Source organism: Pseudomonas sp. MF6767, from assembly GCF_016405475.1.
GTDB lineage: Bacteria > Pseudomonadota > Gammaproteobacteria > Pseudomonadales > Pseudomonadaceae > Aquipseudomonas > Aquipseudomonas paracarnis.
In genome coordinates this window covers 17,566-26,739 of the sequence record NZ_JAEKCY010000019.1, presented here as the reverse complement: position 1 = coordinate 26,739, position 9,174 = coordinate 17,566, and the positions used below count along the sequence as shown (strand labels likewise).

The 9,174-nt window shown below is 59.3% G+C and carries 10 protein-coding genes; 7 read left to right on the top strand and 3 right to left on the bottom strand.

Annotated elements, in window-relative coordinates:
* Nucleotides 1-8: 8 nt before the first annotated feature.
* Nucleotides 9-374: an SPOR domain-containing protein gene (locus tag JFT58_RS24055; RefSeq protein ID WP_034128243.1), complete on the top strand. Its 366-nt coding sequence runs from the start codon at nucleotides 9-11 to the stop codon at nucleotides 372-374.
* A 31-nt stretch (nucleotides 375-405) separates the two neighbouring features.
* Here the strand turns inward: JFT58_RS24055 and JFT58_RS24050 are convergent, their stop codons facing one another.
* The 3 genes from JFT58_RS24050 to JFT58_RS24040 all read right to left on the bottom strand — a co-directional run bounded on the left by JFT58_RS24050 (nucleotide 406) and on the right by JFT58_RS24040 (nucleotide 2,696).
* The gene (locus tag JFT58_RS24050) at nucleotides 406-1,095 is read right to left on the bottom strand and encodes an endonuclease (protein WP_052199994.1); all 690 of its coding nucleotides are present in this window, start codon (nucleotides 1,093-1,095) and stop codon (nucleotides 406-408) included.
* 2 nt (nucleotides 1,096-1,097) lie between these two features.
* Nucleotides 1,098-1,349, bottom strand: coding sequence for a DUF1654 domain-containing protein (locus tag JFT58_RS24045; protein ID WP_082423443.1), 252 nt, complete (start codon nucleotides 1,347-1,349; stop codon nucleotides 1,098-1,100).
* Between the two features lie 258 nt (nucleotides 1,350-1,607).
* Nucleotides 1,608-2,696 carry an asparaginase gene (locus JFT58_RS24040; protein WP_034128241.1) on the bottom strand — a complete coding sequence of 363 codons (1,089 nt, stop codon included), beginning with the start codon at nucleotides 2,694-2,696 and terminating at the stop codon, nucleotides 1,608-1,610.
* Nucleotides 2,697-3,260: 564 nt separating this feature from the next.
* Between JFT58_RS24040 and JFT58_RS24035 the strand changes: the two genes are divergently transcribed.
* Genes JFT58_RS24035 through rbsD form a run of 6 tightly spaced genes read left to right on the top strand, consistent with a single transcriptional unit; the run spans nucleotide 3,261 to nucleotide 9,173 of the window.
* A complete protein-coding gene (locus JFT58_RS24035; RefSeq protein WP_003192504.1) occupies nucleotides 3,261-4,220 on the top strand; it encodes a sugar ABC transporter substrate-binding protein in 960 nt (319 codons plus the stop codon).
* A 57-nt stretch (nucleotides 4,221-4,277) separates the two neighbouring features.
* Nucleotides 4,278-5,831 carry a sugar ABC transporter ATP-binding protein gene (locus JFT58_RS24030; RefSeq protein WP_054898322.1) on the top strand — a complete coding sequence of 518 codons (1,554 nt, stop codon included), beginning with the start codon at nucleotides 4,278-4,280 and terminating at the stop codon, nucleotides 5,829-5,831.
* Nucleotides 5,828-6,805, top strand: coding sequence for an ABC transporter permease (locus JFT58_RS24025; protein WP_054898321.1), 978 nt, complete (start codon nucleotides 5,828-5,830; stop codon nucleotides 6,803-6,805). The genes JFT58_RS24030 and JFT58_RS24025 overlap by 4 nt, the downstream gene beginning before the upstream one ends.
* Before the next feature lie 3 nt (nucleotides 6,806-6,808).
* Nucleotides 6,809-7,831 carry a LacI family DNA-binding transcriptional regulator gene (locus tag JFT58_RS24020; RefSeq protein ID WP_003192500.1) on the top strand — a complete coding sequence of 341 codons (1,023 nt, stop codon included), beginning with the start codon at nucleotides 6,809-6,811 and terminating at the stop codon, nucleotides 7,829-7,831.
* Between the two features lie 23 nt (nucleotides 7,832-7,854).
* A complete protein-coding gene (gene rbsK, locus JFT58_RS24015; protein ID WP_054898320.1) occupies nucleotides 7,855-8,772 on the top strand; it encodes a ribokinase in 918 nt (305 codons plus the stop codon).
* A complete protein-coding gene (gene rbsD / locus JFT58_RS24010; RefSeq protein ID WP_034128236.1) occupies nucleotides 8,769-9,173 on the top strand; it encodes a D-ribose pyranase in 405 nt (134 codons plus the stop codon). Before rbsK ends, rbsD begins: the two co-directional genes overlap by 4 nt.
* Nucleotide 9,174: the final 1 nt, after the last annotated feature.

Here is a 9,174-nt window from a genome sequence, read left to right as displayed (position 1 = left end):
AAGTAGCGATGGCAATTGTGGTGTTGGCGTTGGCCGGATGCGGTGAAGGTAAGTCGGTCGACGCCCCCAAGGCCAAGCCTGCCGTGACCGAAAGCCTGCCGCAAACCGGTGCGATTGCCGCTCAGGAATGGGATATACGGGTCGGCCCGCCGGACCATAAGCTGCAGGCGATCACCGACCTGACCGCCTGGTTGCTGGAGCACGGGTTCAATTTCTACATTGTGAAAGTCGACGGCAAGGATGAGGTGCTATTGGGGCCGTTCGCGACCAAAGCCGAGGCCGAAGCCAAGCAGGCGCTGCTAAACGAAAAAATGGCGCGGGCCAAGAAAAACGACACCGTGTCGGAGATTATCGAACACCAGGCTGCGCAGTAGCAGGTGAAGTGGGCGGGCACCCCGCCCACAGTCAGCCGCAGGCCTTGAGGTTGACCGGGCCGACGAATTCATTACCACGTCCCATCACGCACGCCACTGTCTGGTTGCGCTGGCGCTCCCAGGTTTGCACCGGATAGGTCTTGTTCCAGGCTTCATACAATTGCCGGTCCTGCTTCGACAGGCGCAGGCCATACTGCTTGCTCATATAAAAATACGTGCGTGCGATCATCCCGCGAATGGACGGGCGCGGCATGACTTTCTTCGCCTTGAAGTCCACCTGGGTCAGGCATGAGCCGTACTGCCCGCTTTGCACCGGCAGCCAGCCAAAACTGAAGTTGTTACGGTCACCATTCACTTCGCCGATGCTCGGCACCAGGTTGTGCAGGTCTGCCTCGGCGCGCTTGAACACCTCATCATGGCGCGTGCAGTTTTTTCGCCCGCCATTTTGCCAGCATTGGCGCTGATGTCCGATTTGCCAAGCCGGCACGATGTGTTCCCACTCAATGCGTGCAGCGCGGTTGGCGTTTTTGCGGGGGATGTAACCGCAGGCTTTCAGGTTCACCCGGTTACCGGTGTATTTGCAGCCGCAATAAAATTCGGTGGATTGCGGCGCGTAGAGCTTCCAGGCGATCTTCTTGGCTTCGCTGAAGGTGCGAGGGGCTTGGGCGTTGGCGGTGAAGGTTAAAAACAGACAGCACACAGCAATAAAACGGGCACTCACAATCAATCTTCCTTCGGCACAACCCAAAAAATCTGCACGCCACCGTCGTCCCGATAGGCGAGGGTGACGTTGTCATTTTCTGCAATCTCTTCCAGTAAACGTTGCCAATCGTTCTCCGGTTCCTCGGGTAAACGGAAGATCAACGCCGCCTTGGTTTTCTGCGCGTTGGTCGAATTGATGATTTTTTGCACGCGGATAGCCAGGCGCTGATAGGCGTCAGGCGCTGCAGGTGCTGCGGAAGAGGGCTTTGCCACAGAGCATTCCTTAATTGGCTGTACGCACATACAGTATTTAACTGTAGGCAATTTCGCAACTGCTTAAATTTCAAGAAGTTCGTCTGACAGCGAATCAGGGAGTTTGTTGAAGTTCGGGGGGAGAGGGGCTGAATGTGGCGAGGGAGCTTGCTCCCGCTCGGGTGCGTAGCGCCCGCAAGTATTTTGGGCGCTTCGCAGCCCAGCGGGAGCAAGCTCCCTCGCCACAAAAGCATCTTTCTACAGATGAATCAGCAGGGATTAGTATTCCCAGAAGATCCGTTGCAGTTCCTTGCTGTCCTGGGTCTTGGTCAGGGCGACCATGGCCAGGATGCGGGCTTTCTGCGGGTTCAGGTCAAGGGCGGCGACCCAGTCGTATTTGTCGTCTGGCTGTTCGGCGTTACGCAGAACCATGCCACCGGCGTTGACGTGGGAAGAGCGAATGATCTGCACGCCTTGTTTACGCAATTCCACCAGCGCTGGAACGACCTTGGACGATACTGACCCATTACCGGTACCGGCGTGAATGATCGCTTTGGCGCCCGCTTGGGCCAATGCCTTGTAGGCAGTGTCGCTCACGTTGCCATAGCCGTAGGCAATTTCAACGTCAGGCAGGCTTTTGATGGTCTTGATGTCGAACTCAGAATCCATGGTGTGACGCTTGGCCGGCAGGCGGAACCAGTAGGATTTACCCTCGACGACCATGCCCAGCGGGCCCCATGGGCTCTTGAACGCTTCGGTCTTGATGTTGATCATCTTGCTGACGTCGCGGCCAGATTGGATCTCGTCGTTCATTGTCACCAGCACGCCTTTGCCCCGTGCATCCTTGCTCCCCGCGACCGCAACGGCGTTGTACAGGTTGAGCATGCCGTCCGCCGACATCGCGGTGCCTGGGCGCATGGAACCGACCACCACGATAGGCTTGTCGGTTTTTTCCACCAGGTTCAGGAAGTAGGCGGTTTCTTCAAGGGTGTCGGTGCCGTGGGTGATCACGATGCCGTCGACGTCCTTGCTGTCGGCCAATTCGGCGACACGGCGACCCAGTTGCAGAAGGTTTTCGTTATTGATGCTTTCCGACGCAATTTGCATCACTTGTTCGCCGCGAACATTGGCGATCTGGCTAAGCTCAGGAACGCCGGCGATCAGTTGTTCGATGCCGACCTTGGCCGCCTGGTAGGTGGCACTGTTGGCAGCACTGGCGCCGGCGCCAGCGATGGTACCGCCGGTGGCGAGGATGACTACGTTGGACAGTTTGGTCTTGCTTTCGACTTCCTTTGCCTGGGCGGCAACGGGGAACAGCAGCAGAAGGGCCAGGGCGCCCGGAATGACGTTCTTCAATGCAGATTTCATTATTTTTCTCTCTGGTTTTTGATGAGTGCTGTAGCAGGTTCATCTAGAACACCCGGGCGGTTCTGAACGCCGCGAGGTGCTGAGAAAGAGCAGGATTTGTACCAGACTGAGCATGTTGGTTTTTATAAATTAACTTATTGATTTAAAACAACTTAACCTAAGATTTTAGTTTCATGAGGCTTGGCGCTGTCCGGCTTTCCGAACGCGAAGGGTTGTGGTGTTCGGTTGTCCGAAAGCGATCACGATATGTCCGAGCGCTGTGGTCGATCATTCGCAGTGCACTCTGTCGTTTCAGCGAGCGGCAGAAACGGCGAGCTGGCTTAAACGTATCAGCGGTCGGTGGCTCAAGGGAGAGCTTGGAGGGCGCCAATGAAAGGCTTGCTGCTACCGTTGACAAATCTCGACAAGGTTCTCATAGTTTGCTCAACGCAAACGTTTGCGAGATGTTTCACTGCGCCCTTGGCGCATCGTGACAGCTCGTATCAGCCGCCCAGGTGGGAGGGCTGCCGAAGGGCTCTTCGGTGCAAGCGTTGCTCACAATAATCATAAGATCGGAGTGAACCCATGAAGCTGCCATTTGCTGGACGTCTTCTTGCTGTTGCTGTGCTTGCTGCCGCATCCGCCGCTTTGCCTCTCTCTTCTGCATTTGCCGATGACGCTGCCAAAACGCCTACCGTGGGTTTGGTCATGAAGTCCCTTGCCAATGAGTTTTTCGTCACCATGACCGACGGTGCGAAGGATTACCAGAAAGCGCACCCAACAGAATTCAAGTTGATCTCCAACGGCATCAAGAACGAAACCGATACCAGCGCGCAGATCGCCATTGTCAACGAAATGATCAACGCCAAGGTTGATGCGCTTGTCATTGCTCCCGCCGACTCCAAGGCACTCGCCAGTGTGCTGAAAAAGGCTTCCGATGCCGGTATCAAGGTGGTCAACATCGACAATCGCCTGGACCCGGAAGTACTCAAAAGCAAAAACCTCGATATTCCGTTTGTAGGCCCGGATAACCGCAAAGGCTCCAAGCTGGTGGGCGACTACCTGGCCAAGCAACTGGCCGCCGGTGACAAGGTCGGCATCATCGAGGGCGTACCCACTACCACCAATGCCCAGCAGCGCACCGCAGGCTTCAAGGATGCGATGGACGCCGCAGGCATGAAGATTGTTTCCACCCAGTCCGGTAACTGGGAAATCGACCAGGGCAACAAAATCGCCGCAGCGATGCTGAGCGAAACGCCGGATATCAAGGCGCTGTTGGCCGGTAACGACAACATGGCTCTGGGCGCTGTTTCCGCCGTGCGTGCGGCAGGCAAGGCCGGCAAGGTGTTGGTGGTAGGTTACGACAACATTGACGCGATCAAGCCAATGCTCAAGGACGGCCGCGTGTTGGCCACCGCTGACCAGGCCGCCGCCCAGCAAGCCGTGTTCGGTATCCAGAACGCGCTGAAGCTGGTCAAGGGTGAGAAAGTCGATGCCAAAGATGGCGTGATCGAAACCCCGGTCGAACTCGTCATCAAGCAGTAATCCTGGCAGTACCCAACAGCGCCCGCTCGTCCTGAGCGGGCGCCTGGAGATTTTCCTATGTCATCTTCCGCCCCGAACGCTGTCCTCTCGGTCAGCGGTATCGGTAAGACCTATGCCCAACCGGTTCTGTCCGACATCACCCTGACGCTCAATCGCGGGGAAGTGTTGGCGCTGACCGGTGAGAACGGCGCAGGCAAAAGTACCTTGTCGAAGATCATCGGCGGCCTGGTCACGCCCACCACCGGGCACATGCAATTCAACGGTCAGGATTATCGCCCCGCCAGCCGCACCCAGGCCGAAGCCTTGGGCGTGCGCATGGTCATGCAGGAACTCAACCTGCTGCCGACGCTGACCGTGGCTGAAAACCTGTTCCTGGATAACCTGCCGAGCCGCTGTGGTTGGATCAGCCGCAAACAATTGCGCAAAGCCGCGATCGAAGCCATGGCCCAAGTCGGCCTGGACGCGATCGACCCGGACACACTGGTAGGCAGCCTGGGCATTGGTCACCAGCAAATGGTCGAGATCGCTCGTAACCTGATCGGCGACTGCCATGTATTGATCCTCGACGAGCCCACGGCGATGCTTACTGCTCGTGAAGTCGAGATGCTGTTTGAACAAATCACGCGCCTGCAGGCTCGAGGCGTGGCGATCATTTATATTTCGCACCGGCTCGAAGAGTTGGCCCGTGTCGCCCAGCGCATTGCGGTATTGCGCGACGGCAAGCTGGTCTGCGTCGAGCCGATGGCCAATTACAACAGTGAGCAGTTAGTGACCTTGATGGTCGGTCGCGAACTGGGTGAACACATCGATTTGGGCCCGCGTACCATCGGAGGTCCGGCCTTGACCGTGACGGGCCTGACCCGTTCGGACAAGGTCCGCGATGTGTCCTTTGAAGTGCGCGCCGGTGAAATCTTTGGCATTTCCGGCCTGATCGGCGCCGGTCGCACCGAATTGCTGCGCCTGATTTTCGGCGCCGACCCGGCCGATAGCGGCACCGTGGCCTTGGGTTCGCCGGCCAAGGTGGTGAGCATTCGCTCGCCGGTCGACGCGGTCGGTCATGGTATTGCCCTGATCACCGAAGACCGCAAGGGCGAAGGCCTGCTGCTGACCCAGTCCATCAGCGCCAACATCGCCTTGGGCAACATGCCGGAAATTTCCGGCGGGGGCGTCGTCAACAGCCGTAACGAAACCGCTCTGGCCAAGCGCCAGATCGACGCCATGCGAATCCGCAGTTCCAGCCCGACGCAACTGGTGTCCGAGCTGTCGGGTGGTAACCAGCAGAAGGTGGTGATTGGCCGCTGGCTGGAGCGCGACTGCGCAGTAATGCTGTTCGATGAGCCTACCCGCGGCATCGACGTCGGTGCCAAGTTCGATATCTATGCCTTGCTCGGTGAATTGACCCGCCAGGGCAAAGCGCTGGTGGTGGTGTCCAGTGACCTGCGTGAGCTGATGCTGATCTGTGACCGCATCGGTGTGCTGTCCGCCGGGCGCCTGATCGAGACCTTCGAGCGTGATAGCTGGACCCAGGACGAATTGCTCGCCGCCGCCTTTGCCGGCTATCAGAAACGTGATGCGCTGCTCAACGAAGCAGCGCCTAGGAATACCCCATGAAAACAAACATTTCCCCCGGTAAAACTGGCGGCAACTTCTATGGCCTGGGTACCTACCTCGGGCTGGCAGGTGCCTTGCTGGCGATGATTGCGCTGTTCTCGATGCTCAGCGATCACTTTCTGTCCTATGACACCTTCAGCACCCTGGCCAACCAGATTCCCGACCTGATGGTGCTGGCGGTGGGCATGACCTTCATCCTGATCATTGGCGGCATCGACCTGTCTGTGGGATCGGTACTGGCATTGGCGGCCTCGGCAGTCAGCGTGGCGATCCTGGGCTGGGGCTGGAGCGTGTTGCCTGCCGCCCTGTTGGGCATGGGTTGCGCGGCGTTGGCCGGCACCATCACCGGTTCCATCACGGTGGCCTGGCGCATTCCGTCATTTATCGTATCCCTCGGCGTGCTGGAGATGGCCCGCGGCGTGGCCTACCAGATGACGGGCTCGCGCACCGCTTATATCGGTGACTCGTTTGCCTGGCTGTCCAACCCGATTGCCTTCGGTATTTCTCCGTCGTTCATCATCGCCTTGCTGGTGATCATCGCGGCCCAGTTGGTACTGACCCGTACGGTCTTCGGTCGCTACCTGATCGGCATCGGCACCAACGAAGAAGCGGTGCGCCTGGCGGGTATCAATCCCAAGCCTTACAAGGTCCTGGTGTTCAGCCTGATGGGCCTGTTGGCTGGTGTGGCGGCGCTGTTCCAGATCTCGCGCCTGGAAGCGGCGGACCCGAATGCCGGTTCGGGCCTGGAGCTGCAAGTGATCGCCGCCGTAGTGATCGGTGGCACCAGCCTGATGGGCGGGCGTGGCTCGGTCATCAGTACGTTCTTCGGGGTGTTGATTATTTCGGTCCTGGCCGCCGGGCTGGCGCAGATCGGCGCGACGGAACCGACTAAACGCATCATTACCGGTGCCGTGATCGTGATCGCTGTGGTCCTTGATACTTATCGCAGCCAGCGCGCCAGTCGGCGGGGCTGAACCATGGCAACGATCAAGGATGTGGCAGCGCTTGCAGGTATTTCCTACACCACCGTGTCCCATGTGGTGAACAAGACGCGCCCAGTCAGCGAGCCGGTACGCATCAAGGTCGAGGCGGCGATCAAGCAGTTGGACTACGTGCCCAGTGCCGTCGCACGCTCGCTCAAGGCCAAGACTACGGCCACCATCGGGCTGCTGGTGCCCAACAGCCTCAACCCGTATTTTGCCGAGCTGGCTCGGGGTATCGAGGATTACTGCGAGCGTAATGGCTATTGCGTGATCCTCTGCAACTCGGATGACGACGCAGAGAAACAGCGCAGTTATTTGCGCGTGTTGCTGGAAAAACGCGTCGACGGCTTGATCGTGACATCCGTGGGCGGTGATGACAGTGGCCTTGCCGCAGGCTTGAGCGCAGTGCGCACGCCGATGGTGATTGTCGACCGGGCGCTGGATGGGATTGATGTGGACCTGGTGCGCATCGATCACGAAGAGGGCGCTTACCTGGCGACCCGGCACTTGCTGGAATTGGGGCACCGGGACATCGCCTGTATCGGCGGCCCTGGGCATACCCGCGTGGCGCAGATGCGCCTGGCGGGTTACCAGCGTGCATTGCGCGAGGCGGGCATCGAGGTGTTGGCCAGTCGTACCCTGGAAAGCGATTTCACCAGCACGGGCGGGTATGCCGCAGCTGTACAGTTATTATCGCAACACCCGCCCAGCGCGATTTTCGCCAGCAACGATATGATTGGTTTTGGCGTGCTGCGCGCCGCCGCCGAGCGCAATGTGCGGGTGCCGGGCGAGCTGTCGGTCATCGGTTTCGATGACATCCAGATGGGGCGCTACGTCTATCCGGCGCTGACGACGGTCGGCCAGTCGATCCTGCAGTTGGGTGAGACTGCGGCCGAATTATTACTGCAACGAATCGCAACACCCCAACTGCCGATCGATCAACGTATCGTGACGCCCAGTATTGTTTTGCGTGAGTCGACCGCGCCATTGGCTGATGTGTTCGCCCAATACCGCTGAACCGAATTGATGAGTACTGATGTATGCCAGCAAAAGTAGTGGTAATAGGCAGCTTGAACATGGACCTGGTCACCCGCGCCAGTCGCTTGCCGCGTGCCGGTGAAACCCTGATCGGCCAGACGTTCTCCACTGTGCCCGGCGGCAAGGGCGCCAACCAGGCTGTCGCCTCGGCACGTCTGGGAGCGAGTGTCGCAATGGTGGGATGCATCGGTACCGACGCCTATGGCAGCCAATTGCGCGATGCGCTGTTGTTGGAAGGGATCGATTGCCAGGCAGTCAGCACGGTGGACGGCTCCAGCGGTGTGGCGTTGATCGTGGTCGATGACAGCAGCCAGAACGCCATTGTCATTGTGGCCGGCAGCAACGGTGAGCTGACGCCTGCGTCGCTGCGAACGTGTGACGCTGTGCTGCAGGCGGCAGACGTGATCATCTGCCAGCTTGAGGTGCCGATGGAGGCCGTTGGGTATGCGCTCAAGCGGGGTCGCGAGCTGGGCAAGACCGTCATCCTCAACCCGGCCCCGGCAAGCGGACCGTTGCCCGCTGACTGGTATGCCTCGATCGATTATCTGATCCCCAATGAAAGCGAGGCCAGCGCTCTCAGCGGCGTAGCGGTCGACTCCCTCGACAGTGCCAAGGTCGCCGCGACCGCGCTGATCCAGGCGGGTGCTGGCAAGGTCATCATCACCCTGGGCGCCCAGGGCGCGCTGTTTGCCGACGGCAAGAGCTTTGAGCACCTGGTGGCGCCGAAGGTCAAGGCGGTGGATACCACCGCTGCTGGCGATACCTTTGTCGGTGGCTTTGCCGCCGCGCTGGCCGCGGGCCAGAGCGAAGCCGAGGCGATCCGTTTTGGCCAAGTGGCGGCGGCGTTGTCAGTGACCCGCGCCGGCGCTCAGCCTTCCATTCCTACGCTGCACGACGTACAAGGTTTTGTGCCCGCATGAAAAAGACACCTTTGCTGAATATCGCCCTGTCGCGCGTGATCGCGTCCCTGGGCCACGGTGACATTCTGGTCATCGGCGATGCCGGCCTGCCGGTACCTCCCGGCGTCGAATTGATCGACCTGGCACTGACCCAGGGCATCCCGGACTTCATCAGCACCTTGCGCATCGTGCTTAGCGAAATGCAGGTGGAAAGCCATGTTCTGGCAGAAGAGATCCTGCTGAAGCAACCGCCCGCGCTGACCGCGCTAAATACGCTCACAGAGCAGGCTGCACTGGGCGAGCGACGCCTGCTCAGCCATGACCAATTCAAGCAATTGAGCCGCAATGCCCGCGCTGTGGTGCGCACTGGCGAGTGCCAGCCGTACTGCAATATCGCGCTGGTGTCCGGCGTAACGTTCTAGC

Excerpts from the sequence above, each read along its gene's own strand:
- JFT58_RS24055 (WP_034128243.1), top strand. The coding sequence starts at position 9 with ATGGCAATTGTGGTGTTGGCGTTGGCCGGATGCGGTGAAGGTAAGTCG.
- JFT58_RS24040 (WP_034128241.1), bottom strand. The coding sequence starts at position 2,696 with ATGAAATCTGCATTGAAGAACGTCATTCCGGGCGCCCTGGCCCTTCTG.
- JFT58_RS24035 (WP_003192504.1), top strand. The coding sequence starts at position 3,261 with ATGAAGCTGCCATTTGCTGGACGTCTTCTTGCTGTTGCTGTGCTTGCT.
- JFT58_RS24030 (WP_054898322.1), top strand. The coding sequence starts at position 4,278 with ATGTCATCTTCCGCCCCGAACGCTGTCCTCTCGGTCAGCGGTATCGGT.
- JFT58_RS24025 (WP_054898321.1), top strand. The coding sequence starts at position 5,828 with ATGAAAACAAACATTTCCCCCGGTAAAACTGGCGGCAACTTCTATGGC.
- JFT58_RS24020 (WP_003192500.1), top strand. The coding sequence starts at position 6,809 with ATGGCAACGATCAAGGATGTGGCAGCGCTTGCAGGTATTTCCTACACC.
- rbsK (WP_054898320.1), top strand. The coding sequence starts at position 7,855 with ATGCCAGCAAAAGTAGTGGTAATAGGCAGCTTGAACATGGACCTGGTC.
- rbsD (WP_034128236.1), top strand. The coding sequence starts at position 8,769 with ATGAAAAAGACACCTTTGCTGAATATCGCCCTGTCGCGCGTGATCGCG.